This window comes from Ruegeria sp. CF3 (assembly GCF_056537365.1).
Genome location: NZ_JBQFRK010000002.1, coordinates 78,305 through 102,656, shown reverse-complemented (window position 1 = coordinate 102,656; position 24,352 = coordinate 78,305). Strand labels below are relative to the sequence as shown.

The following is a 24,352-nucleotide window of genomic DNA, read 5'->3' as shown; positions in this document are numbered from 1 at the left end:
GGGCGCAAAATGACCCCGAAATTGAGGCAGTATCATGAATTTCCCCGAGCGGTTTTCGAACCTACCGGAATACGCATTTCCGCGTCTACGCGCCCTGTTGGATCATCATCAGCCGGGTGGTGAAGTCGTTCACATGACCATTGGCGAGCCCAAGCATGATTTCCCATCTTGGGTGACCGACGTGATCATGGAAAACGCCGCCGGGTTTCAGGGCTATCCCCCGAACGAAGGCTCACCTGAATTGCGCGCAGCGATCACGGGTTGGATCAACCGCCGCTATGGTGTGTCGATGGATGCAGATGCCAATGTGATGGCACTGAACGGTACGCGCGAGGGTCTTTATAACGCTGCAATGGCGCTCTGCCCCGAGCAGAAAAACGGGCAGCAACCGATCATTCTGTGCCCGAACCCCTTCTATCAGGTCTACATGGTTGCCTCGATTTCGGTCGGTGCGCAGCCATATTTCGTGCCGGCAACCGCTGCCACTGGTCATTTGCCAGACTATGCAGGCCTGCCCGAAGAGGTTCTGAACCGTACTGCTGTAGCCTATATCTGCTCGCCCGCGAACCCTCAGGGGGCGGTCGCCTCGCGCGATTACTGGGTTGAGCTGATTCAATTGGCTGAAAAGTACGATTTCCGCATCTTTGCCGATGAATGCTATTCCGAAATCTACCGCGACGCCGCGCCGGTTGGCGCGCTGACCGTTGCGCAGGAACTGGGTGCTGACCCCGAACGTGTCACGCTGTTCAACTCTCTATCCAAGCGGTCGAACTTGGCCGGGCTGCGGTCGGGGCTGATCGCAGGTGGACCTGAAACAATCAGCCGTGTCAAACTGTTGCGCAGCTATGCGGGTGCCCCTTTGCCCGCCCCGCTGCAGGCCGCCGCCGTCAAGGTTTGGGCGGATGAAGCGCATGTGCAGGAAAACCGCGCGCTGTATCAGGAGAAATACGCCGTCGCGGATGAGGTTTTTGCAGGCGTACAGGGCTACATGCCGCCCGAGGCCGGGTTCTTCCTGTGGCTACCCGTCGAAAACGGCGAAGAAACCGCATTGAAGCTTTGGCAGGAAACCGGCGTACGGGTTCTGCCGGGTGCATATCTTTCTCAAGGTGATCCGGGGCAAAACCCGGGCGAGCAATTTATCCGGGTCGCGATGGTGGCCCCAAAAACAGAGATGAAGCGCGGGCTGATTACACTCCGCGACTGCATCTATTCGTGAGGTACGAGGGCAAAATGGCATCATATAACGCGCGAAACCGTGACCCGCTGCTGGACAGCAACACGCAAGCCGCCATTGAACGGCGTAGCAAAGAACTGATCGGGATCGCTTTGATCCTGTTGGGGTTGGCCGCTGCAGCGATGATCTGGTCCTATACGCCCGATGATCCAAACTGGATGGTTTCGACCGATGCGCCTGTGCAAAACTGGATGGGGCGCGTCGGGGCCTCAATCGCCGCACCGTTGTTTATGATCGTAGGCTGGGGCAGCCTGGGCGTTGCACTCGTTCTGATCACATGGGGTGTGCGCTTTGCGGGTCATTTAGGTGAAGACCGTGCCATTGCCCGCCTGATTTTTGCGCCGATCTGGATCGCCGTTCTGGCTGTCTATGCAGCGACTCTGGTACCGGGTGCGGAATGGCGGGCGACGCACAGCTATGGCTTGGGCGGTCTATTCGGCGATACAGTGATGGGCGCGATTTTGACGTTGTTGCCGATCTCATCGCATTTCCTGGTCAAGCTGATGTCGCTGGCGATGGCGGTCGGTATGCTGGCTCTGGGTGTATTTGTGTTGGGTTTCGGCAAAGCGGACGTTCGCAATGGCTTCCGGGCGTTTCTGTTGGGACTGGTCATGGCCTATGATCTGTTGATGAACGCGCTGGGACGCGGGGCATCGGCGACAGCGCGGGCAGCACGGGACCGGAAGGCCCAATGGGCCGAGCGCAAGGCCGAACGTGCAGTTCCGGTTCAGGCGGATTTTGACGACGACCTGGCCTACGCTGATCCGGTCTTTGAAGACCCTGAGATTGAAGCGCAGGAACCTGTCGCCAAGACAGGCCTTCTGGCTCGAATGCCTTCCCTGATCCGTCGTCCTGACCCAATGCCCGAGCCTGAGTTGGTCGAAAACGTTGCGGTCGAAGGGTATTACGACATGCCGGGTGAGGATCGCATCAGGTCCAAGATATCCGCCGCTGTGCGCAATCGTAAAGTGGCCGCTGGTGTGCTAACGCCCGAACCCGATCCCAACTTGCCATTGACCAAAGGGCGGGGCAGGGGACCGGACCCGTTGATTTTGAACTCTGGCGCGGCAGACGAGTTGCCGCCCGAACCCCCGATGACCTCTGCAGGTTTGCCACCCGAACCACCGCTGACAGCAGGATCTGATGTTGAGACGCTGGCGGCTGACTCCGAGGCTGATAATTGGATGCAGCAGGACTATGTTTCCGAACCGGACTATGATGATGAGGCCGTGTTTGATGATGCCTCCGAACCCGCGCTCCAAGCGAGACAGGCTGTCAAGATTCCTGTCGCTGAGCCGCGTAAACCTGTAGTAGCTCAACCGGTCCGACGCACTCCTCCACCTTCGCGCAGGGCGCAAGCCGAAGCACAGCCGACACTTTCTTTCGAGGAACGGCATTCTGATTTCGAACTGCCACCGCTGGGCCTTCTGTCCAACCCTGCAAGCATCCAACGCCATCACCTAAGCGATGAGGCGCTCGAGGAAAATGCGCGGATGCTGGAAAACGTGCTGGATGACTACGGCGTCAAGGGTGAGATCGTCAGCGTCCGCCCCGGTCCGGTTGTGACCATGTACGAATTGGAGCCTGCACCGGGTTTAAAAGCCAGCCGTGTGATCGGTTTGGCCGACGATATCGCGCGCTCAATGTCGGCTTTGTCCGCGCGGGTTTCAACTCTACCGGGGCGCTCGGTTATTGGCATTGAACTGCCCAATGAAAACCGTGAGATGGTGGTGCTGCGCGAAATCCTCGCCAGTCGCGATTTCGGCGATGGTAATCATGCGCTGCCCTTGGCGTTGGGCAAGGATATCGGCGGTGAGTCCGTGGTGGCGAACTTGGCAAAAATGCCTCACCTCTTGATCGCTGGTACGACTGGTTCCGGTAAGTCGGTGGCAATCAATACGATGATCCTGTCGCTGCTTTATAAGCTAACGCCGGATGAGTGCCGCCTGATCATGATCGACCCCAAGATGTTGGAACTGTCGGTCTATGACGGTATCCCGCACCTGCTCTCGCCCGTTGTGACCGACCCGAAAAAGGCGGTTGTGGCCCTGAAATGGGTCGTGGGCGAGATGGAGGATCGCTATCGCAAAATGTCCAAAATGGGCGTGCGCAATATCGCGGGCTACAATGGCCGCGTGAAGGATGCGCTGTCCAAGGGCGAGATGTTCAGCCGCACGGTCCAGACCGGCTTTGACGATGAAACCGGCGAGCCAATGTTCGAGACCGAAGAATTCGCGCCCGAAGCAATGCCTTATATCGTTGTGATCGTCGACGAAATGGCCGACCTGATGATGGTCGCGGGCAAGGAGATCGAGGCCTGCATCCAGCGTCTGGCGCAGATGGCGCGGGCTTCGGGCATTCACCTGATCATGGCCACTCAGCGCCCCTCTGTTGATGTGATCACCGGGACGATCAAGGCGAACTTCCCGACCCGGATTTCGTTCCAGGTGACTTCGAAAGTCGACAGTCGCACCATTTTGGGCGAGATGGGTGCCGAACAACTTCTGGGGCAGGGCGACATGCTGTATATGGCGGGCGGGGCGAAGATCACCCGTTGTCACGGTCCGTTTGTCTCGGATGAAGAGGTCGAAGAAATCGTCAACCACCTGAAACAGTTCGGTCCGCCGGCCTACATGAGCGGCGTGGTCGATGGCCCGGCCGAGGAAAAGGCTGACAATATCGACGCTGTTCTGGGCCTGAACACGGGTGGCAACACGAACGGAGAAGACGCCCTTTACGATCAGGCAGTGGCGATTGTGATCAAAGATCGCAAATGCTCGACGTCCTACATTCAGCGAAAACTTGCCATTGGCTACAACAAAGCTGCGCGGCTTGTTGAGCAGATGGAGGACGAAGGCGTTGTTTCCGGGGCAAATCACGTTGGAAAACGCGAAATCCTCGTCCCCGAGCAGTAAGATATTTAATAACAAGGGCAGAACGCCTATCTGGGTCCTATGAAACAGATTGCTTTTGCTCTTGCTCTGACACTGGCTGCGCCCGCCGCGTGGGCGGCTGAAAAGCTGCCACTGTCGCAAATCTCTAACTACCTGAACCAGATGAAGACGGTTCAGACCACATTCACGCAGGTGAATGATGACGGATCGCTTAGCACCGGTAAGCTGTGGCTCGAGCGGCCCGGAAAAATGCGGTTCGAATATGATCCGCCCAACAGCGCGGTAGTTTTGGCGCGGTCGGGGACGGTGCAGATCTTTGACCCGAAATCCAATCAGCCGCCCGAACAGTACCCGCTGAAACGCACACCGCTGTCACTGGTGTTGGCGCGGAATGTCAATCTGGGGCAAGCCAATATGGTCGTTGGGCACGATTTTGACGGGACCGCTACGGTTGTGACGGCTCAGGACCCCAAGAACCCGGAAAGCGGGCGGATCGAGTTAATGTTCACATCCAATCCGGTTGAGCTGCGCAAATGGGTGATCCACGATAACGCTGGAAGTCAAACGACCGTACTGCTGGGGCCGTTGACTGAAGGCGGAAATCTCGATTCCAGCGTGTTTTCAAGCAAAACCCGTATCAGGTCAGACGATCGCTGACCTGACTGGGTTTGTTTAGTAACGGCAGTTCGCCAGCTGCGCCTGATACAGTTGCGCTCGGGCGTCTACATCATTCGCAACGTTCAACAGCCAAGATTTGCTGTTGTAGCTGCCGCGCGCGTAGCCGGTTTGCCCTTCGTGATAGGCTAGGTATTGGTTACGCGCGTCGGTGGGATGAATCCCGTTCCGCTCATAGCTTTTGTTCATGTACCAGCCAATGAAATCTGACGCATCACGGATGCGATCCCGCTTGGCGCGGCGTTTGCCGGTTTCGCGTTGATACTGCTCCCACGTGCCATCAAGTGCCTGACCATAGCCGTAAGCACTGCTTTGGCGACCCATCGGGATGACGCCCAGCACGTATTTGTGCGGTGTGCGCGCATCTGCGCGATAACGGCTTTCTTGGTAAATCGTGGCCATCTGAACGTGAACGGGGACACCCCATTTGCGCTCGGTGCTTTTGAAAGCCTTGATATAATCGGGTTTTTCGCGCGCAATGCTGCACGCGTCATTCAGTCTGCTTGGTGGCTGTTTGGACCCGCCACCACAGGATGCCAAAAGCAGCACCCCGAAGAGTACGAAAAGAATTCTGCTCATGTGCCTCGTGCCTTTTTTCTTTATTCTAGCGCAGATTGAGCTCTGAGGAAATCACAATCGTTACAGAATAATAGCGAGAATTATAGGCAGTGCGGCAACCGATAGCACGGTCGAGACCATGACCATGCCTGCAACCGCATCTGAATCCGCCTCAAACCGCTCTGCCAGCAGGTATGAGGTGACAGCGACTGGGGTACACATCTGCAAAACTAAAACTCCGAAAGCCACAGGGCCCAGTTCAAAACTGATGGCAAGAACCCAGCCCAACCCGAAGCACACCGCGAGTTTCAGCAAGGACAACCATATAGCCTGTTGCAGCTTCTGTGTTGTCAGGCGTGCAATCGCGACCCCAAGGGTGATCAGCATCATAGGCACCGCCATCTGGCCCAACAGTTCCAGCGTGTTGGTTAGAAACAGTGGCGTCTGCCATCCACGCCACAGAAACAATGCCCCCAGCAGCGTGGCCCAGACCATGGGCTCGCGCAGAACCTTGCCAAAGGCGCCGCGCCCCGCGACCAGATAGATACCGTAGGTAAAAGAAAACAGAGCGGTAACGGCCAAAAAGATCACCGCGAAACCCAACCCAGCCTGCCCAAAGGCAAAGATGCACAAAGGCAGGCCCAGATTCCCAGTGTTACCGAAGATAAGAGGTGACAGATAGGTCCGCTGCTCAAGCCCTGAGGCACGTACAAAGACCCAGAAAACCACCGCCAAAGCAACATGTGATGCAATCGCAGCGAGCGTGAAAACGGTCAATTCACCTCCAGGAATGTCGGTTTGCATCAAAGCTACGAAGATCAGGCTGGGCACTGCAAGCGTCACCGCAAACCTCGTGACAAATTGTAACCGATACTCGAACCCAAGCTTGACCCACGCAAACCCGATCCCGGCCAGAAGGAACACCGGGGCAACGATTTCGAACACTGTTAGGAGTAGGTTCACAGACTGTTTCCCCGAATTTCAGCTCATTGGTTGGCTTTTCTGCCCGAAAAGATGTACTAAATGCTTTGGGGGCCGAAACAATGCTAAAGACACAAGCCAAGTACCGCCTGGGACAGGTGGTTCGACACCGTAGACACCCTTTTCGAGGGGTTATTTTTGATGTCGATCCGGAATTCTCGAACTCGGAGGAATGGTATCAGGCCATACCCGAAGATAGTCGCCCGCTGAAGGACCAGCCGTTCTATCATTTGCTGGCTGAGAATGATCAATCCTTCTATGTCGCTTATGTTTCAGAACAAAATCTGGTTGAGGACCAATCGGGTGAGCCGGTAGACCATCCCGATATCCCCAACATGTTCGGCCCGTTTCAGGATGGATCTTATCCGCTGCACTTTCAGTTGAACTGAATATGTCCGTCATAATGGCGTGTGTCAGTAGCCTAATGCGCAACCATCTTTACGGGGATCGCTAGCACCTTCCAGAACTCCGTTTGAACAGATTCGAATGGCTTGCGCACCACCCAGAGACGTTTCCGGTATTTGGACAGTGTGCCCCATATCGGATAATTGTTGCAGAACGGCATCGGAATAGCCTCGCTCAATTTTCAGAACGCCCCCATCTGCAAATGCCCGAGGCGCATCGATGGCTTCCTGCAGCTCTATGTCGAAATCCGTGAGATTTGACACTAACCGCGCGTGTCCGGTTGGTTGATAGGCACCTCCCATGACACCAAAGGGCATCGCGATGGGGCCTTGGGCGCGCAACATTCCCGGTATGATTGTGTGCATTGGTCGCTTTCCACCGGCAAGCTCATTTGGATGACCGGGTTCGAGGTTGAAACCCGCCCCCCGATTCTGCAGCAAAATGCCGAACTTTTCCGAAGCGATGCCCGACCCGAACCCGTGGTAGATCGAATAGATCAGTGAAACCGCCATGCGATCCCGGTCAACCACGGTGATATAGACGGTGTCTTTGTGAACAGACTCGGTCAGCGGAGCGGCGGCAGCCATGGCGCGTTTCGGATTGATTAGCGCGGCAAGTTGGGCGGCTGTCTCAGGTGCAAGAAAATGAGCCATCCGCGTGCTGTGGTCGGGATCGGCGATGAAACGATTGCGTGCGTCGTAGGCCAGTTTGCTGGCCTCGGCTTCGATATGTACGCGTTCAGCCCCCCAAGGGTCCATTGCGGCCAGATCGAAGTGCTTCAAGATATTCAGCAACAGGATTGCCGTCGCGCCCTGACCATTCGGTGGGTGCTCGACCAGTTCGACACCGCCATAATCTCCGCTGACGGGCACAGTTTCATCGCTTTGCACGGCCGCGAAATCCTGCGCAGTCTGTACTCCACCCAGATCGGACAGGGCCGCAAGCATGTCATCGGCAATCTCGCCAGAATAAAATGCCTTTTGACCGTGTTGGGCCACGCGCCGAAGAACTTCTGCCTGACCGGGTGCGCGAAAAACCTGCCCGGTTTGCAGGGGTTTGCCGTCAATCAGGTAATGATCACGGGCCGCGCCTTGCAGGGTGGATGCGCTGTTCATCCAATCAAAGGCAACGCGAGGAGCCACCGGAACACCTGACTCGGCATAATGGATTGCGGGTTGCAGGATTGCTTCCAGGCCCAGCCGACCTTCGGTTTTTGCTAGACGGCAGAATGCCTCAACCGCTCCGGGAATTGTCACGGCATCCGGGCTGGTCTCGGGAACCGAATTTGAACCGCGATCCCGCAATGCCTGTGCATCCGCTGCTGCCGCGGCCCGACCCGAACCGTTTAGTGCGCGAACAGTCTGCTCGCCTGCGCGATTGTACAGAACAAAGCAATCTCCGCCCAAGCCGGTCATTTGCGGCTCGCAAATTCCCAGAAGCACCGCGCCTGCAATGGCTGCGTCCATGGCATTGCCGTCCTGCTGCAGAATATCCAGCGCGATTTTGGCGGCCAACGGATGGGACGTTGCGCACATCCCTTCGGTTGCCAAAACTTCAGAACGGCCTGTCTTGTGAAAATCGCGCATGGGTCTTTCCTTCTGCAAACACGCAGACACTAAGCCGCAGCTGTGAATTGTCCAATGCTATCAGAGGAAGGAGGTCCTCGGCGCCGCTCACTGGGTGGGGGCTGTGACGCTAGGCGCCGAGGGAAGCTATCTGAGCTACCCCTTACTTATGACCTTTGTTTGCGGCGCGACAATGGTTCGATCTAGGCCTTATTGTGGCCATTTGATGCCTGCTAGGGCATCTCGTCAAAGTCGAACCGCAAGCAGAGCAGGTTCCCGCCGCTTTTGCGTTCATATTGTATGTCGCTGGCAAGTTGATGAATCAGGTGCCAGCCAAAGCCGCCCTCGGGCAGGTCCTGCAAAGCAGTGTCGACAGATGGTGGAGTGCCGCTCGGTATCCGCAATTCAGGCATCGGGTCGCCGGTATCGGTGATCTGAATCACCAGCTTCTTTGCACATAATGAGCAATCGATTTGAACGTCAGCGGCGGCCACCCCGGCATAGGCATGTTCGACCACGTTGTTGATCGCTTCCGTCAGCGCGATTCTTACGTCATCTGCTTTGCTTTCCGGCAATCCCTGCGCCGCCAGCCGTGCGCTCAATGCCGCGATCCCTGCGCTGGCCTGCACTTGTGTCGCGGGAAAGCTCACCTCCAGGCAGTTTTGTTTGCAATTCGAGCACACGCTGTTCCACCTCTGCCGGTCGTCAGTCTGCACCTGCGCCGATCGCCTCATCCAGCGATTTGAACAGTCTGAACACGGTGTCCATGCGGGTCAGGCGGAACACTTTTTCAACGATCGGGCGCAAGCCGGCCAGATCCAATCTGCGCCCTTTTTCCAATTGTTTCATCGAGGCGACAATGGCGCCCAGACCGCTGGAGTCGATGAATTCGACAGAAGACAAATCCAACACCACCCGTTTGGCAGGGGTTTGGGTTTCCGCGCGCATATCTTCCTTGAATTGAATCGCCATCGCGGCATCAATTCGATCACAATGAACGGATATTATCTGTGTCTCGCCGGTGATCTCGCTGCTGAGCCCCATGTTCGTCCGCCTTTGGCAATGCAAAATGATGGTAGAAATACGCTAGACGGTAATTCTTACCATTCGGTATCCATAGGCTGGAAAGTTCAAGGAGATTTCGGATGAACGAGGTTGTGATAGCAGGTGCCGCGCGTACACCAATGGGCGGCTTTCAGGGCATGTTTGACGGCGTCGCCGCTGCTGATCTGGGCGGTGCTGCTATCCGCGCAGCGCTGGAGGGTGCGGGCACTCGGGCTGTGGATGAGGTGCTGATGGGCTGCGTTCTGCCTGCCGGCCAGGGACAGGCTCCGGCGCGTCAGGCTGGGTTTGCCGCCGGTCTGGGGGAAGATGTACCTGCCACAACGCTCAACAAAATGTGTGGCTCAGGCATGAAGGCCGCAATGATCGCGTTTGATCAGATCGCTTTGGGCCATACTCAGACCATGGTCGCTGGCGGGATGGAGAGCATGACCAACGCGCCCTATCTGCTGCCCAAGATGCGCGGCGGTGCCCGGATCGGACATGGGCAGGTTGTCGATCACATGTTTCTAGACGGACTCGAGGATGCCTATGACAAAGGTCGGCTTATGGGCACATTTGCCGAGGACTGTGCAGAATCCTATCAGTTCACGCGCGAGGCGCAGGACGAATACGCCCTGCGATCGCTTTCGAACGCGCTGTCCGCGCAGGAAAATAATGCGTTCGACCAGGAAATTACACAGGTCAAGATTCAGACTCGTAAAGGCGAGGTTGTGCTGGACGCGGATGAGCAACCAAAATCGGCGCGGCCCGAGAAGATACCCACACTGAAACCAGCCTTTCGCAAGGATGGAACGGTAACGGCGGCCAATTCTTCTTCGATCTCGGATGGCGCAGCCGCCCTTGTGCTTGCCTCGGCAGAGGCGGCAGAACAGCAGGGCCTGACCGTGCGCGCACGAATTCTTGGCCACGCCAGTCACGCGCAGGCACCGGGGCTGTTCACAACTGCTCCGGTTCCGGCAGCGCAGAAATTGTTGGACCGTATCGGTTGGAAAAAAGAGGATGTCGATTTGTGGGAGGTTAACGAAGCCTTCGCCGTGGTACCGATGGCCTTCATGCACGAAATGGGCTTGTCCCGTGAGATCGTGAATGTGAATGGCGGCGCATGTGCGCTTGGCCACCCGATAGGTGCCTCGGGGGCTCGGATTATGGTCACGCTGCTCAATGCGCTGGAAAAGCGAAATCTCAAGCGCGGTGTCGCTGCAATCTGCATTGGCGGCGGAGAAGGGACGGCCATCGCAATAGAACGCGTTTGACGCTTTGTCTTTTTGCAAATACTCGGGGAATTGGCGGCAGCGCCCGCAGTTCCCCGGATGCAAGGTCTACCAACATGAAAGCCGACTACGACACACTCGCCAAAACCATAGCCGCCTTGACCGACGGTGAAACCGACGAGGTTGCATTGATGGCTACGGTGGCATGCGAAGTGCATCACTCGGACGACCGATTCGACTGGACGGGATTTTACCGCGTAACTGAGCCCGAAGTGCTAAAGATCGGGCCTTATCAGGGGGGGCATGGCTGCCTAGTAATCCCTTTTGAACGCGGTGTGTGTGGTGCGGCTGCCCGTTCAGGGCAAGTGCAATTGGTTTCGGATGTAGATGCTTTCCCCGGCCATATCGCTTGTGCGTCATCCACTCGGTCCGAGTTGGTTCTACCGGTGCGGGATGCGAATGGTAACGTGATCGCTGTCTTTGATATCGACAGCGACCAGCCCGACGCGTTTACCAAAGATGATGCGACCGCACTTGGTGCTATTCTAACGGATGTATTTGCGCGTTAGAGGGTTCCGACCTATCGCAAAAATGCGCCAAGATCTCGGGACATAATCAGATAGCAAAGCCCGGCCTGAAACGTTGTGATCGTGTATAGCCAAGCCGAGAAACCGCGCTTGCGGGTCTTGTGCCCGAAGATCCAGCGACCCAGTAGCGCGGCCAAGCTGCCACCTAGTGCCGCCAACCATAACAAGCGCCGCTCGGGGATGCGTCGCCTTCTACGGCGCGCGCGCAGCTTATCCCAGCCAAACGCTATCAAAGTCAGGGCATTAATGGCCCAAAGATAGATTACGGCAATCCACATGGACCGTGCATAGCCAACTAAATTTGCAGACCCAAGTGAAAAAATGCTTGGAAATTTCACCGATTCGAGGCACCGTGAAAAAGTAACAGAAAATTTCACGCAGACTCGGAGCGCAACTTGAATTCGCAAGCCCCTCATAGCGCATCCCTCGGTGCCGATCTGCGCGCACTGCGCAAGGCGCGCGGGCTGACTCTGACCGAGATCGCCAACCGATTGGATCGGTCCGTTGGCTGGCTCAGCCAGGTCGAGCGTGACATGTCCGAGCCGTCGATTTCGGATCTACGCCAGATTGCCGAATGTCTGGGTGTGCCGATGTCGATGCTGTTTGCCCATTCCGCTGCGCCGGTGGATGAGCAAGGGTATATTGTGCGGGCAGGGTCCCGTCGCCCGATGGGCTCTGGCGAAGAAGGGTTGATCGAAGAACTGCTTTCGCCTGACCTGACCGATGATTTCGAGATGGTGCATTCGACCTTTGAGCCGCATTCGCAGATGCAGACCCCGGCAAACCGGCCGACGCAGGAAGTCGGCTATATGGTTTCAGGCCGTCTGGAACTGACGATCGGCTCGCGCAGCTTTCAGGTCGGCCCCGGCGATAGCTTCCGGATCAAGCACGAGCCCTACACTTGGTCCAACCCCTTTGATGAGCCCGCTGTGGCCATCTGGGTTATCGCCCCACCGGTGTACTGATGAGTTTCGAGGCCTGGACCATATTCGCCCTGTTCTGGGTGGTGTTCGTTACCACCCCGGGGCCTAATGCGGTCAATTGCATCTCAAATGGGATGAGCCTGCCGTTCTCCAAGGCTATGTTGGGTGTCTTGGCTATTTTGACTCAGGCGTGTGTGTTCCTGATCCTCTCGGCTGTGGGAATCACAGCGTTGATTGCCGCGTCGCCAACAGGTTTCTTTGTCGCCAAGCTGATCGGGGCCGGGTTTCTGATCTGGATGGGCATTCGCGGTTGGATGAACGCAGCGAAACCCGCTCCGGCGTCAGAGCGTCCGGCGCGACATGTTTACTTTCACGCGTTGGCTGTTGCCACGATCAACCCCAAAAGCGTCGCCGGATACCTTGCGGCGTTTTCGCAATTTGTGCAGCCGAATGTACCCATCTGGCAGCAGATGGCGGTGATCATGCCGACGGCACTGGTCATCACGACGCTCAGCTATACCGGGTTCACCTCGCTGGGGGCGCTGATGGGCAAGGCTGCGTTGGGGGCGGTGTTTAATATCTGGGTACGCCGCGTGATGGCGACCTGTTTCATCATTTATGGCGTTTTGCTGGGTGCCAGTTCGACGCCGACAGCGAGGGGGTAAGGATATGCACACCGGTTCCTGCCTGTGCGGCGCGGTCGCTTTTGTTGTTGACGGAGACCTCACGCCACCAAATGCCTGCCATTGCGGGCAGTGTCGCAAACAGTCGGGTCACCTGTGGGCCTCGACCGTTACGCAACAGGACAATCTCAGCTTTACCACCAGCGAAACGCTGGGCTGGTATCGCGCCTCTGACATTGCCAAGCGCGGATTTTGCCGCGCTTGTGGCTCGTTCCTCTTCTGGCAGCACAATGACGAGGACACGATCGCAATTTCCGTGGGCTCACTGGATGAGCCGACCGGGTTGAAACTCGCCCAGCACATCTTCGTTGCGGACAAGGGCGATTACTATGACATCAAAGACGACCTGCCCCAGCGGGCACACTAATAGGGAACCAAACACATGAGTGATTTTCCAACCAAGGCCCGTGTGGTCATCATCGGCGGCGGCGTTGTGGGCTGTTCATCGCTGTATCATCTGGCCAAGAAGGGCTGGACGGATTGTGTTCTGCTGGAAAAGAACGAACTGACCGCAGGCTCGACATGGCACGCGGCGGGTAACGTTCCGACGTTTTCGACCTCGTGGGCGATCATGAACATGCAGCGCTATTCGACCGAACTGTATTCGCGCCTCGCGGACGAGGTCGACTATCCGATGAACTACCACGTTTCCGGGTCAATTCGTCTGGCGCACAGCAAGGAGCGGATGCAGGAATTCGAACGGGCCATGTCTATGGGCCGCTATCAAGGCATCCCGATGGAGATGTGGACTCCGGAAGAGGCCAAGGAACGCTATCCTTTCCTGGAGACCCATGATCTTGAAGGCGTTCTGTATGACCCGACCGATGGTGACATTGACCCGGCGCAGCTGACTCAGGCTCTGGCCAAGGGAGCGCGGGATATGGGGCAAAAGATTATCCGATTCTGCCCGGCAACCGGTGTGACACAGCAGGACGACGGCACATGGACCGTGCATACCGAAAAGGGTGATATTGCCTGCGATTATGTGGTGAACGCCGCCGGTTACTATGCGCAGCGCGTAGGGGAATGGTTCAAACCCTTTGGCGGCCGAACCGTCCCGGCAATGGTCATGAGCCATCAGTATCTGTTGACCGACGAAGTTCCTGAAATCGAAGCGTGGTCGAAAGAAAACGGTGGCAAGAAGCTACCGCTGCTGCGCGATGTCGATATCTCGTACTATCTGCGGCAAGAGAAGAATGGCTTCAACCTTGGCCCTTATGAGCCCAATTGCAAGGGCCACTGGATGACCAAGGATGACCCGATGCCCGAGGATTTCAGCTTCCAACTGTGGAATGATGATCTGGACCGGATCGAGGATATCGTCACCGATGCAATGGAACGGGTTCCGCTGATGGCAACCTCGGGCGTTGGTCGCGTCATCAATGGCCCGATCCCCTATGCGCCAGATGGTCTGCCGTTGATTGGCCCGATGCCGGGTGTGACAAACGCGTTCGAGGCTCATACCTTCACTTTCGGTATCGCCCAAGGTGGTGGTGCAGGCAAAGTTCTGGCCGAATGGATCGTCGATGGTCACACCGAATGGGATATGTGGGCGGTCGATCCGCGTCGTTACACCGACTACACCGATCAGGATTATTGCAATCAGAAAGGGATGGAGGTCTACGGCAACGAATACGCCATGCATTTCCCACATCACGAATGGCCTGCCGCACGCGACAAGAAGGTCTCGCCTGTGCACGCCAAGGTCAAGGAATTGGGCGGTGTCATGGGCGCGTACAACGGCTGGGAACGCGCAAACTGGTTTGCGCAAACCGGCGATGACACGTCACTGGAAGCCACCCATACCTGGGGACGTTCGGGCCCTTGGGAGCAACGGGTCAAAGAAGAATGCGAAGCCGTGCGCGATCACTGCGGGGTGCTGGATCTGCCGGGCTTCTCGCGGTTCTGGATACAAGGCGAGGGGGCGGATGACTGGCTGCGTGGCTTCTGTACCGGAGGTATCCCTAAAGCAGGGCGCATGAATCTGATCTATGTCTCGGATGAAAGAGGGCGCATTCTGACCGAGCTGTCCTGTATCCGTCTGGCTGAGAACAATTTCGTCCTAATCACTGCTGCCACGGCACAGTGGCACGATGGTGATTTGATCCGCAATTCGGTGCCCGAAGGTGTGACCGTTCGGGAAACCACAACCGAGCGCGACACACTGATCGTGACAGGACCGATGACGCGGAACGTATTGTCCGGCATCACCGATGCAGATTTGCAGCAAGGGTGGCTGACCCACCAATTCGCCAAAGTGGCCGGGCAGGATGCCTTCTTGATCCGTGTATCTTTCGCGGGTGAGTTGGGTTGGGAAATCCATGCTGAAAATGATGCGATGCCCGCCATCTACGAAGCTGTGCTGGCCGCTGGAGCGAAACCCTTTGGCATGTATGCGTTGAATTCGCTGCGGATCGAGAAAGGCTATCGCGCGTGGAAAGGCGACCTAAGCACGGATTACTCTCTGCTGGAAGGTGGTTTGGGGCGCTTTGTCAAGCTCGATAAACCGCAGGATTTTGTTGGCAAAGCAGCCATTCAGAACGAAAAACAGCAAGGCGTTAAAAAGTCCTTTGTCACTCTGATCGTGGACGCAGGTGAGGTCGATGCGCCTTACATGTCCTGCATCTGGAGCGGTGATGAGATCGTGGGTGAAACCACATCGGGTGCGTGGGGGTATCGCATTGGTGCCTCGGTCGCGCTGGGCATGGTGCGCGCAGATCTGGCTGTCCCGGGAACTGAGCTAGAGGTTGAAATCTACGGACAGAAATGTCGTGCTGTTGTTCAGGAGGATCAGCCGCTCTGGGATCCTGCAAATGAACGGTTGAGGGCCTGACCCCTACGACAGAAAGGCGCTGATATGACCCGGCAGATGGAAGGCGTATATCTGACTGGCCATGGAGGTCCTGAGGTGTTGGAATGGCGGGAAGGCGTCCCCGTTCCGACCCCCGGTCCAGGGCAGGTTCTGGTGTGCGTCGCCGCTGCCGGGGTGAACAACACCGACATCAACACGCGGATCGGCTGGTACTCGTCGGATGTTACAGAATCGACGGATGCGGTAGATCAGCAGGTTGAGGCCGGCGGGTGGGGAGGTGCGCTGCACTTTCCCCGCATCCAAGGCGGTGATCTGTGTGGGATTGTTGAAGAGGTTGGACCGGGGGCAGCGTTCAAGCCCGGCCAACGCGTGACCTGTCCTATCAACTTGCCACGCCCGGGGCCGGGTAGACCGCATGGTTTTATCGCGCTTGGTTCAGAAATCGACGGAGCGTTTGCCCAATACTGTCTGGTCGACGCGGGTGATCTCTATGATGTGACCGCCTCGCCCCTATCAGACGTGGAAATCGCCGCTATTCCCTGCGCGTTTGGGACCGCAGAAAACCTGCTGACTCGCGCTGGTGTATCGGCAGGCCACACAGTGCTGATTACAGGGGCTTCAGGCGGTGTGGGCCTCGCCGCGATCCAGCTCGCGGCCCTACGAGGAGCGACGGTCTGGGGGGTGACAAGTGCTGCCAAGGCGGATGTGGTCAAAGCGCAGGGGGCGTCGGCAACCTTTGACCGGGATGCGCAGCTGCCGAAGGATATGTTCGATGTCGTCATCGATGTGGTGGGCGGCTCGGCTTGGCCCGATCTCATACTGGCGCTGAAACCCGGCGGGCACTATGCGGTGTCAGGTGCAATCGCTGGCCCCATCGTCAGCGCCGATTTGCGAGACATCTATCTGCGCGACATCACAATCCATGGCTGCACCCATCAGCCTCCCGAAGTCTTTGGCCGACTTGTTGTGCTGATGAATGCAGGTCGGATCAGGCCTTTGGTCTCAAAAACCTACCCGTTGCGTGACATTGTTCAGGCGCAAGAGGATTTTATGTCCAAGACCTTGCCCGGGAAACTGGTATTAATACCGTGAAAGGGGGGTAGATGGCTGACATTACGCTTTTAGATGGCTCGATCGGGCAGGAGCTGGTGAAACGCAGCGGTGACCAGCCCACGCCTTTGTGGTCAACGCGGGTGATGATCGACAAACCTGACTTGCTGACCGAAGTTCACGCGGCCTATTTCCGCAGTGGCGCGACGATTGCCACCACGAATACCTATGCCATTCACCGCTCGCGGCTGGTGCGTGAGGGGATCGAAGACCAGATGCCACTTCTGATCGAGGCTGCTCTTTCGCGGGCCGAGCAGGCTTGCGCGGGAACTGACGGTCGTATCGCTGGTGCGCTTGGTCCGCTTTTGGCCAGCTACCGGCCCGATCTGAACCCCGACCCAGACGATGCTGCTGAAAAATTTGCCGAGCTGGCTCAACTGATGGCAGACCGGGTTGATCTATTCCTGATCGAAACCGTGTCCTCGGTTCTGGAAGCCGAAGGTGCGCTTCGCGGTACCGAGAATTGCGGCAAACCCGTCTGGCTGGCATTGTCGGTTATGGATGATGACGGCACGCGATTGCGGTCAGGCGAAGCGCTGGAGGACATCGCCCCGCTTGTTGTGCGTTACGCCCCCGAGGCCGTTTTGATCAACTGCGCGCGCCCGGAAGCGATTCCGGCTGCACTGGAGATCATCGCAAAGCTGGGTCGCCCGTTCGGCGCTTATGCCAATGGCTTTACTGGTATCAAAGACGGTTTTTTGAAGGATGCCCCGACGGTTGACTCTCTGGAAAGCCGTCATGACCTAGACCCTGACGCCTATGCGCAGCATGCCATGGGCTGGGTGGCGCAGGGCGCGACGATTGTTGGCGGTTGCTGCGAAGTTGGGCCAGATCATATCGAAACCCTTGCCGACAGTTTACGTGCGGCCGGGCACACAATTGTTTGAGTGTGCCTCATGTCGATCCGCAACAAACCTGAACGGCGAAAAGATCGGGATCAGCAGCATTTCGATATTCTGGTTGCACCCGGTTTCGTGTTGCTTGAATTGGCCTCGTTGGTCGATGTGTTGCGCCTGGCCAACCGGGTTTGCGCGCATCCTCCGTTCACATTCACATACCGGTCCCGAAAGGGGGGGCCTGTTGAAAGCAGCAGTTGCGCGACGGTGTCGACCGAAACCATACCTGCGCAGCCCGATGCGGATTATCTGTTTGTGATCGGAAACTCGGATCCGGATCAGCCAGAGCTTTCTTTAGGTCGCGTCGTGCCCGACTATACGTACCGGGGAGCCCAGGTCTTTTTGCTGGCCGAAGCGGCAAGCAGGTACATCGACGAAAACGGCGCTGATCATATGGCAACCCATTGGGAAAACGCTTCTTTCTTGCGCGAACGTGGCGCGCGGTTTGAGGCCAAGCTTTCAATTGCGACCGAACAGGGTTCGGTGGTCACCTGCGCGGGAATGGAGGCAACGACGGATGTGGCACTGGCGGTGATTGGGCGGCACATTTCGGGTGCCGCCAAGATGACAGTTGCGGATATCATGCTGCACGAGAACATTCGCGATTTCTCATCCATGCAGCCGTTTTCTGGCGCTAGGAATACAGCCACGGGTGATGCAAAGCTGGATCAGTGTATCAAGCTGATGCAGGCAAATATTGAAGAACCGCTACCGATCAATCAGATCGTTGACATGTTACACGTGTCGAACAGATCGCTTGAGCGCAAGTTCAAGGCAACTTTCGCAACCACTCCAAACGGATTCTACCGAGAAATGCGCTTGGCCAAAGCCAACAACCTGCTTTTGAACACAACGATGAGCGTGCGGGAAATCGGCTTGGTGTGCGGCTTTCCAAACGGATTCTCATCCGTTTACAAAAGCGTCTTTGGCGTCACTCCGTTTGTTCTGAGACGTCAAAAAAGACGTGCAGAATATAGGTGATTTTCGCGATTGAGATGACGTTTTTGACGCTTTTTTTGTCGATCCTTCATGGCATTTTGCAAAGAACCTGAGACAGCGGAGACATCAGGATGGTTGATCTTCCCACCAAGGCCCGTGTGGTCATCATCGGCGGCGGCGTCATCGGATGCTCGGTCGCGTATCACCTTACCAAGAAAGGGTGGACCGATGTTGTGTTGCTTGAGCGCAAGCAACTGACCAGCGGCACCACATGGCATGCTGCAGGTCTGATTGCGCAGCTGCGCGCGACCGCAAACATGACCAAGCTGGCCAAGTACAGTCAGGAACTCTATGGCGCACTTGAGGAAGAAACTGGCGTTGCCACAGGGTTCAAGCGTTGCGGATCGATCACGGTGGCGCTGACTGAAGAGCGCAAGGAAGAGATCTATCGTCAGGCCGCCATGGCACGTGCTTTCGGGGTTGAGGTCGAAGAGATCGGCAATGATCGTGTGCAAGAGCTGTATCCCCATCTCAACCTCGAAGGGGTCAAGGGGGCGGTTTATTTGCCTTTGGACGGGCAGGGTGATCCAGCGAATATCGCTCTGGCTTTGGCTAAAGGTGCGCGTCAGCGCGGTGGCGTCGTCAAAGAACGTGTGAAAGTCACAGACATCGTCAAGCAGGGTCGTAAAGTCACCGGCGTGGACTGGAGTGCGGACGATGGCAGTTCCTCGGGCCATATCGAATGCGACATGGTGGTGAACTGTGCGGGCATGTGGGGCCACGAGGTTGGTAAGATGGCAGGTGTGAACGTGCCGCTTCACGCCTGCGAACATTTCTATATCGTGACCGAAGGGATCGACGGGCTGACCCAACTGCCGGTGCTGCGCGTACCGGATGAATGTGCCTACTACAAAGAGGATGCCGGCAAAATCCTGCTGGGCGCGTTTGAGCCAAATGCAAAACCCTGGGCGATGAACGGCATCCCCGACAGTTTCGAATTCGACCAGTTGCCAGAGGATTTCGATCACTTTGAACCAATACTCGAAGCGGCCTGCAATCGGATGCCGATGTTGGCCGAGGCGGGGATTCACACCTTCTTTAACGGCCCCGAGTCCTTTACGCCGGATGATGCCTATCACTTGGGACTCGCCCCCGAGATGGATAACGTTTGGGTCGCTGCAGGGTTCAATTCTATTGGTATTCAGTCGGCGGGTGGTGCCGGTATGGCACTGGCCGAGTGGATGGACTCGGGCGAGAAACCGTTCGATCTGGGCGATGTTGACATCAGTCGCATGCAGCCGTTTCAGGGCAACAAGCAGTACCTCTTTGAACGTTCGAAAGAGACGCTCGGCCTGCTTTATGCCGACCACTATCCCTATCGCCAAAAGGCCACCGCGCGCGGTGTGCGCCGGACACCGTTTCACCATCACCTGATCGAACAGGGTGCCGTGATGGGCGAATTGGCTGGGTGGGAGCGCGCCAATTGGTTTGCCAACGAAGGGCAGGAACGAGAATATCAATACAGCTGGAAACGGCAGAACTGGTTCGAGAATTCGGCTGCCGAACACCGAGCCGTGCGCGAAAATGTAGGCATGTATGACATGTCGTCCTTCGGCAAAATCCGCGTCGAAGGGCCGGATGCCGAGAAATTCATGAACTATATCGGCGGCGGCGATTATTCAGTGCCCAATGGCAAGATCGTCTACACCCAATTCCTAAACCGTAGCGGTGGGATCGAAGCAGATGTCACGGTCACACGGTTGACTGAGACCGCCTACCTGGTCGTCACCCCCGCGGCGACCCGATTGGCGGATCAGACCTGGATGATGCGTCATGCAGGCGGCTTCAATGTGGTTATCACCGATGTCACCGCTGGCGAGGGCGTTTTGGCCGTCATGGGGCCGAACGCACGTGCATTGCTTGAAAAGGTTTCGCCCGCTGATTTCTCGAACAGGACTAACCCCTTTGGCACGGCGCAACAGATTGAGATCGGTATGGGTCTCGCTCGCGCCCACAGGGTGACCTATGTGGGTGAGCTAGGGTGGGAGATCTATGTGTCGTCCGACATGGCAGGTCATGTTTTTGAGGCGTTGCACGAAGCCGGACAAGATATGGGCCTGAAACTCTGCGGCATGCACATGATGGACAGTTGCCGGATCGAGAAGGGTTTTCGCCATTTCGGTCATGACATCACCTGCGAGGATCACGTGGTCGACGCGGGATTGGGATTTGCCGTCAAAGTGGACAAAGGCAGCGATTTCATCGGTCGTGAGGCGGTGATGGCCCGCAAGGAAAGCGGGCCCAAGAACCGGCTTGTCCAGTTTAGACTGACTGATCCCGAACCACTGTTGTTCCACAACGAACCAATCGTGCGCGATGGTGAATATGTAGGTTACCTTAGCTCGGGCAATTATGGTCACACGCTGGGTGGTGCCATTGGTCTGGGCTATGTGCCCTGCGAGGGCGAAAAGCCTGCAGACGTGCTGGCCTCGACCTATGAGATCGATGTCTGTGGTGTGAAAGTCCAGGCAGAGGCGTCGTTGAAACCGATGTATGATGCGAAATCCGAGCGGGTCAAAGTCTAGAAAACATCGACAGTGGTAGGCTCTGCCCCACCGTCCGTACCGGGCGACGCTCGCGAGAGTATTTGTGGCCAGATGAATAAGGGATCACCTGCTCATCTGGCCAACAATATCCATGAGCGTGAGACAGCGCTTCGCATATAGGTTGGCTGCAGAACGCGCGACCTATCAGAAACTTTGATGCCCTGCTTCACAGTTTTGATAGTTCCCAAGCCCATCTGATTTGCCGTAGAGAAACACGGTATCAGTCGGAGACTCTCTGTGGCAGACACCCGCGTACCACCAAACAATACCGATACGCCCAAAGGGCTGGCGTTGGCTGTGATGGCCTATGTGCTTTGGGGCTTCCTGCCACTTTACATGAAAGCAATGGAGCATATCGGCCCGATCGAGGTAGTTGCGCATCGGGTGATCTGGTCGGTGCCGGTGGCCGGGCTGCTGCTGATAGCGCTCGGGCGGACCGGCGATCTGAAAACTGCACTTCGCAATCCCAAAATGTTGGGTATGGCGGCAATTACAGCGGCGCTGATCTCGGTGAACTGGGCGATTTATGTCTGGGCGATTTCATCGGGGCATGCGCTGGACGCGGCTTTGGGCTATTACATCAACCCTTTGTTCAGCATTGCGTTGGGTGCGATATTGCTGCGTGAACCTCTGAACCGAACACAGTTGGTTGCGGTCGGGTTGGCCGCTTTGGGGGTGTTGGTACTGGTGTTTCAGGCGGGAAGCTTACCCTGGGCGGCTTTGGGCTTAATGTTCAGCTGGGGGTTTTATGCGTTCTTCAAGCGCTCACTCCCAATTGGGCCCAACCAAGGGTTTTTGTTGGAAGTCCTGATTCTACTGATACCCGCCCTGGCCTACGTCACCTGGCTTGGAACAAGTGGTGCCGGGCATTTTGGAGCAGCCGTGTCAGACACTGCGCTGCTTGCAGGCGCGGGGCTGGTGACTGCAATTCCGTTGCTGCTTTATGCCAATGGGGCCAAACTGGTGCGTCTGTCGACGATGGGCATCCTGCAGTACATCGCGCCCACGATGATTTTTATCACCGCGATCACGTTGTTCGGAGAGCGTATTGATCAGGCAAGATTGATCGCGTTCCCCCTGATCTGGGCCGGGTTGATTGTATATTCGATCCCGATGATCCGGCAAATACGGTCTCAGGCCTAGCGAATGAGCTGGGCAAGCTGTTCCGCCCAGATTGCATAGGCCTTGGGGCTTGGATGATATCCGTCCGGCGCGGCGAGCGCCGGGTCATCGGGCAGGTTCAGCGCCAGATGTGAAACTTGCGGATATGCTGCAGCCACCGTCTGCAAGCCGTGATCCAGCCTTGCAGCCTGTTGCCCCAAAAACCAGGCGAGCGGCTGAGGCAGAGCGGGAAAACGCGCCATCTGAGGAACCGCAGACACGATCACCCGCCTGGCTTTCATCGGCCCGGTCAGAAGGTCCAATAGGCGTGCTTGGTGGTCCTCAAAGCTCTGTCTACTTCTCGCTCGAGTCACGTCGTTCACACCCAGCGCCGTTATGGCTACATCAAACTGTTCGGAAAGCCCTTGCAGCTGCTCAATTGTGTTTTGAGTGGTATGCCCGGTGGCCGCCTCAAGCCGCCATTCCACGGTATAACGCTTTGCCAATTGGCCGACCAGTTGCCCGGATAGCGCCTGGCCTTGTGTGCCCGCCCCAACGCCAGCGGCCGAGCTGTCCCCGGTGATCAACAAGCGCAGTCTGGGCCCGTGCCCTGCACACCCTTGGCGGGGACCAGTCGGTTCTGGCAGAAATTGCGCATTGCGCCTTACCGCGAACCCCTGAATTGCCAGAATAGGCAAAAGCGGAATTCTGAGAATCTGATCGGCGGCAACAGGCAAAGGAACCGTTAGCTCAGCGCATCTTTGAACTTTAGAAAGCGCGCATCTTTCATGACTCGTGCCATCATGGCTTCGCGCAAGGCTCCGACGGTCTTGTAAGGACGCATGACGACCTCAAATTCCTGAATAAGTCCGTCTGCGTTCAGCGTGATCAAGTCTACACCCACGGCGTCCAAGGCACCGACTTTGCATTGAAACTCCAATGCCCAATCGTTGCCGTCGCCCATGATCCGGCGATAGCGAAATTCGGAAAACACCTGACCCACATGACCCAGAACCGCTGCAACAGGTTCACGCCCGGTCCAGGTGCTGTAGTAAGTGGGTGGTGAAAACCGCACATGTTCGGCCAGCAACTCTTGGATCAGGCCTTCATCGCCTTTGGCCACCGCTTCCTGCATTCGTTTGATCGTCGGGTGCATACCGTCTTCCCTCTTGTTGACCAAAGAGTTGCTGAACCTTTTCACTCACGCAAGGACGACGTTGCGGGAGGGGGCCGCCTGAGATAGGCAAGCGCGCATGAGCGAAACCTATGATCCCCCAAACTCCCCTCTGGATGTGCTGTTTGAAGACACGCAATTGATCGTGGTGAACAAGCCGGCGGGTTTGTTGTCCGTGCCGGGGCGGGGCGCGCATCTTGCTGATTGCCTGCTGACCCGCGTACAAGTTGCGTTTCCACAAGCGCTGCTGGTGCATCGGTTGGATCGGGATACATCCGGTGTAATGGTGTTTGCACAGACGCCGCATGCCCAGCGGCATCTGGGGCTACAGTTCGAAAATCGCCAGACCCGCAAAGCTTATGTCGCGCGCGTATGGGGGCGGGTAGAACCAAAAACGGGAACGGTTGATCTGCCGCTGATCGTCGATTGGCCCAATCGCCCCCGTCAGATGGTCTGTCACGACACCGGCAAGCCTGCTGTTACGGATTGGCGCGTGGTTAAATACGAGGGCGAGACAACGCGTGTTCGCCTGTCTCCCAAGACCGGACGATCGCACCAGTTGCGGGTTCATATGCAGGCGCTGGGGCATCCTATCTTGGGTGATCCGTTTTATGCCGATGGCGTGGCGCGCGACTTCCCGCGGTTGATGCTTCATTCGGAAGAACTGCGCCTCAAAAATCCCGAAGGCGGGGTGTCGATGAAATTTCGCGCGCCAGCCGAGTTCTGATTCTAAGCGTTACTGGTCCAAAGCATCTTCAGGTTTCCGAGCGAAAACCGCCTGGTGCGTTTGACCGGGCGTATAACTTGGCTTTCCCGTGCGGCAGCAATTTCACGTTCGATTTCGAATCCGCGCAAAACGTGATCTTGGGACCAGCGATCCAGTTTCAAGGTCATCATGACGTGATTGTCGAGGTAGGGCATGGTCACTCTCCT

General features: G+C 56.9%; 25 protein-coding genes. 16 read left to right on the top strand and 9 right to left on the bottom strand.

The window, feature by feature from the left end; translation table 11 throughout:
• The first annotated feature begins 34 nt into the window (after nt 1-34).
• From ACR0KC_RS08210 to ACR0KC_RS08200, 3 genes are read left to right on the top strand one after another with little or no spacing between them, the layout of a single operon-like run.
• On the top strand, nt 35-1,216 hold the full coding sequence (locus ACR0KC_RS08210) for an aminotransferase class I/II-fold pyridoxal phosphate-dependent enzyme (RefSeq protein WP_170663235.1): 1,182 nt from the start codon (nt 35-37) through the stop codon (nt 1,214-1,216).
• A 14-nt stretch (nt 1,217-1,230) separates the two neighbouring features.
• The gene (locus ACR0KC_RS08205; protein WP_170663233.1) at nt 1,231-4,149 is read left to right on the top strand and encodes a DNA translocase FtsK; all 2,919 of its coding nucleotides are present in this window, start codon (nt 1,231-1,233) and stop codon (nt 4,147-4,149) included.
• A gap of 39 nt (nt 4,150-4,188) precedes the next feature.
• Nucleotides 4,189-4,785, top strand: a complete 597-nt coding sequence (locus ACR0KC_RS08200) for a LolA family protein (RefSeq protein WP_170398828.1) — start codon at nt 4,189-4,191, stop codon at nt 4,783-4,785.
• 15 nt (nt 4,786-4,800) lie between these two features.
• Here the strand turns inward: ACR0KC_RS08200 and ACR0KC_RS08195 are convergent, their stop codons facing one another.
• Both ACR0KC_RS08195 and ACR0KC_RS08190 read right to left on the bottom strand, forming a co-directional pair.
• A complete protein-coding gene (locus ACR0KC_RS08195) occupies nt 4,801-5,382 on the bottom strand; it encodes a transglycosylase SLT domain-containing protein (protein ID WP_170425842.1) in 582 nt (193 codons plus the stop codon).
• A 60-nt stretch (nt 5,383-5,442) separates the two neighbouring features.
• The gene (locus tag ACR0KC_RS08190) at nt 5,443-6,324 is read right to left on the bottom strand and encodes an AEC family transporter (protein ID WP_170611299.1); all 882 of its coding nucleotides are present in this window, start codon (nt 6,322-6,324) and stop codon (nt 5,443-5,445) included.
• 80 nt (nt 6,325-6,404) lie between these two features.
• Between ACR0KC_RS08190 and hspQ the strand changes: the two genes are divergently transcribed.
• Nucleotides 6,405-6,731, top strand: a complete 327-nt coding sequence (gene hspQ / locus ACR0KC_RS08185) for a heat shock protein HspQ (protein WP_170398818.1) — start codon at nt 6,405-6,407, stop codon at nt 6,729-6,731.
• 24 nt (nt 6,732-6,755) lie between these two features.
• Here the strand turns inward: hspQ and ACR0KC_RS08180 are convergent, their stop codons facing one another.
• The 3 genes from ACR0KC_RS08180 to ACR0KC_RS08170 form a co-directional block, all read right to left on the bottom strand.
• A complete protein-coding gene (locus tag ACR0KC_RS08180; RefSeq protein WP_480771699.1) occupies nt 6,756-8,333 on the bottom strand; it encodes a gamma-glutamyltransferase family protein in 1,578 nt (525 codons plus the stop codon).
• A 212-nt stretch (nt 8,334-8,545) separates the two neighbouring features.
• Nucleotides 8,546-8,962 (bottom strand): ATP-binding protein, encoded by a 417-nt coding sequence (locus ACR0KC_RS08175; protein WP_370644320.1) that lies wholly within the window; start codon nt 8,960-8,962, stop codon nt 8,546-8,548.
• Between the two features lie 55 nt (nt 8,963-9,017).
• On the bottom strand, nt 9,018-9,356 hold the full coding sequence (locus tag ACR0KC_RS08170) for an STAS domain-containing protein (RefSeq protein ID WP_480590898.1): 339 nt from the start codon (nt 9,354-9,356) through the stop codon (nt 9,018-9,020).
• A 101-nt stretch (nt 9,357-9,457) separates the two neighbouring features.
• On the opposite strand from ACR0KC_RS08170, the gene ACR0KC_RS08165 reads away from it, so the two are divergent.
• Nucleotides 9,458-10,630 carry a thiolase family protein gene (locus ACR0KC_RS08165; protein WP_480705838.1) on the top strand — a complete coding sequence of 391 codons (1,173 nt, stop codon included), beginning with the start codon at nt 9,458-9,460 and terminating at the stop codon, nt 10,628-10,630.
• 74 nt (nt 10,631-10,704) lie between these two features.
• Complete coding sequence (locus tag ACR0KC_RS08160; protein ID WP_480567892.1) at nt 10,705-11,157, top strand: GAF domain-containing protein; 453 nt, start codon at nt 10,705-10,707, stop codon at nt 11,155-11,157.
• Nucleotides 11,158-11,168: 11 nt separating this feature from the next.
• Here ACR0KC_RS08160 and ACR0KC_RS08155 read toward each other — a convergent pair whose 3' ends face one another.
• Nucleotides 11,169-11,453, bottom strand: a complete 285-nt coding sequence (locus ACR0KC_RS08155; protein WP_480705836.1) for a DUF1294 domain-containing protein — start codon at nt 11,451-11,453, stop codon at nt 11,169-11,171.
• Between the two features lie 117 nt (nt 11,454-11,570).
• On the opposite strand from ACR0KC_RS08155, the gene ACR0KC_RS08150 reads away from it, so the two are divergent.
• The 9 genes from ACR0KC_RS08150 (at nt 11,571) to rarD (ending at nt 22,287) form a co-directional block, all read left to right on the top strand.
• Nucleotides 11,571-12,140 carry an XRE family transcriptional regulator gene (locus tag ACR0KC_RS08150; protein WP_170425828.1) on the top strand — a complete coding sequence of 190 codons (570 nt, stop codon included), beginning with the start codon at nt 11,571-11,573 and terminating at the stop codon, nt 12,138-12,140.
• Nucleotides 12,140-12,763, top strand: a complete 624-nt coding sequence (locus tag ACR0KC_RS08145) for a LysE family translocator (RefSeq protein WP_480454449.1) — start codon at nt 12,140-12,142, stop codon at nt 12,761-12,763. The genes ACR0KC_RS08150 and ACR0KC_RS08145 overlap by 1 nt, the downstream gene beginning before the upstream one ends.
• A 4-nt stretch (nt 12,764-12,767) precedes the next feature.
• Nucleotides 12,768-13,148 (top strand): GFA family protein, encoded by a 381-nt coding sequence (locus ACR0KC_RS08140; RefSeq protein ID WP_170406643.1) that lies wholly within the window; start codon nt 12,768-12,770, stop codon nt 13,146-13,148.
• A 15-nt stretch (nt 13,149-13,163) separates the two neighbouring features.
• Nucleotides 13,164-15,614: a GcvT family protein gene (locus ACR0KC_RS08135; RefSeq protein WP_170508875.1), complete on the top strand. Its 2,451-nt coding sequence runs from the start codon at nt 13,164-13,166 to the stop codon at nt 15,612-15,614.
• A 24-nt stretch (nt 15,615-15,638) separates the two neighbouring features.
• Nucleotides 15,639-16,685 (top strand): alcohol dehydrogenase family protein, encoded by a 1,047-nt coding sequence (locus ACR0KC_RS08130; RefSeq protein ID WP_480771698.1) that lies wholly within the window; start codon nt 15,639-15,641, stop codon nt 16,683-16,685.
• Nucleotides 16,686-16,696: 11 nt separating this feature from the next.
• Complete coding sequence (locus ACR0KC_RS08125; protein WP_480705831.1) at nt 16,697-17,590, top strand: homocysteine S-methyltransferase family protein; 894 nt, start codon at nt 16,697-16,699, stop codon at nt 17,588-17,590.
• 9 nt (nt 17,591-17,599) lie between these two features.
• Nucleotides 17,600-18,580 (top strand): GlxA family transcriptional regulator, encoded by a 981-nt coding sequence (locus ACR0KC_RS08120; RefSeq protein WP_170406633.1) that lies wholly within the window; start codon nt 17,600-17,602, stop codon nt 18,578-18,580.
• Nucleotides 18,581-18,669: 89 nt separating this feature from the next.
• Nucleotides 18,670-21,123, top strand: a complete 2,454-nt coding sequence (locus ACR0KC_RS08115; protein WP_480705828.1) for a GcvT family protein — start codon at nt 18,670-18,672, stop codon at nt 21,121-21,123.
• A gap of 258 nt (nt 21,124-21,381) precedes the next feature.
• Nucleotides 21,382-22,287: an EamA family transporter RarD gene (gene rarD, locus ACR0KC_RS08110; protein ID WP_170406626.1), complete on the top strand. Its 906-nt coding sequence runs from the start codon at nt 21,382-21,384 to the stop codon at nt 22,285-22,287.
• Here rarD and ACR0KC_RS08105 read toward each other — a convergent pair.
• Together ACR0KC_RS08105 and ACR0KC_RS08100 are read right to left on the bottom strand one after the other, a co-directional pair.
• Nucleotides 22,284-22,835 carry an SGNH/GDSL hydrolase family protein gene (locus ACR0KC_RS08105; protein WP_480705826.1) on the bottom strand — a complete coding sequence of 184 codons (552 nt, stop codon included), beginning with the start codon at nt 22,833-22,835 and terminating at the stop codon, nt 22,284-22,286. The genes rarD and ACR0KC_RS08105 overlap by 4 nt on opposite strands.
• A 155-nt stretch (nt 22,836-22,990) precedes the next feature.
• Nucleotides 22,991-23,401 carry a nuclear transport factor 2 family protein gene (locus ACR0KC_RS08100; RefSeq protein ID WP_480771697.1) on the bottom strand — a complete coding sequence of 137 codons (411 nt, stop codon included), beginning with the start codon at nt 23,399-23,401 and terminating at the stop codon, nt 22,991-22,993.
• A gap of 97 nt (nt 23,402-23,498) precedes the next feature.
• Between ACR0KC_RS08100 and ACR0KC_RS08095 the strand changes: the two genes are divergently transcribed.
• Nucleotides 23,499-24,146 carry an RluA family pseudouridine synthase gene (locus tag ACR0KC_RS08095; protein ID WP_480771696.1) on the top strand — a complete coding sequence of 216 codons (648 nt, stop codon included), beginning with the start codon at nt 23,499-23,501 and terminating at the stop codon, nt 24,144-24,146.
• A gap of 2 nt (nt 24,147-24,148) precedes the next feature.
• Here the strand turns inward: ACR0KC_RS08095 and ACR0KC_RS08090 are convergent, their stop codons facing one another.
• A complete protein-coding gene (locus ACR0KC_RS08090) occupies nt 24,149-24,340 on the bottom strand; it encodes a hypothetical protein (protein ID WP_480705821.1) in 192 nt (63 codons plus the stop codon).
• Between the last annotated feature and the right edge of the window lie 12 nt (nt 24,341-24,352).